Origin of the sequence: Neisseria sp. P0008.S010, assembly GCF_051962715.1 — a bacterium.
Taxonomy (GTDB): Bacteria; Pseudomonadota; Gammaproteobacteria; order Burkholderiales; family Neisseriaceae; genus Neisseria; species Neisseria elongata.
The window spans coordinates 1-269 of record NZ_JBQCVA010000298.1 but is presented as its reverse complement, the minus strand read 5'-3'; the positions used below and the strand labels follow the sequence as shown (position 1 = coordinate 269).

1 protein-coding gene is annotated in these 269 nt (G+C 56.9%); it reads left to right on the top strand.

All coding sequences use genetic code 11. The features are described 5' to 3' along the window. Nucleotides 1-269: hypothetical protein (locus tag ACTHSL_RS13675; RefSeq protein ID WP_440381724.1), on the top strand; the 269-nt coding region annotated here is incomplete at both ends.

Below are 269 nucleotides of genomic sequence, written 5' to 3'. Positions count from 1 at the left end.
CCTACGGGTGGCTAAAGACTTCCCCGAAGCGCTTAAGACCACGCGTTTCGAATATGTCTACAGCATGGTCGGTCGGGCCGATCTGCTTGAGGATGACGGGGTGCGTCATTTCCAGTTGCTTGAGGCCTTGCACGCCGGAGGCTACGTGTCGGAAAACCCGTTCATGCCGGAAGAGCTGATCTGGTTTGAGCTGTTTGAGGCCTATGTTGCCAAGGGGGAAACCCAAAAAGCCACGGCGCTGGCCAAGGGATTTGAGTACCCGGGTAGTC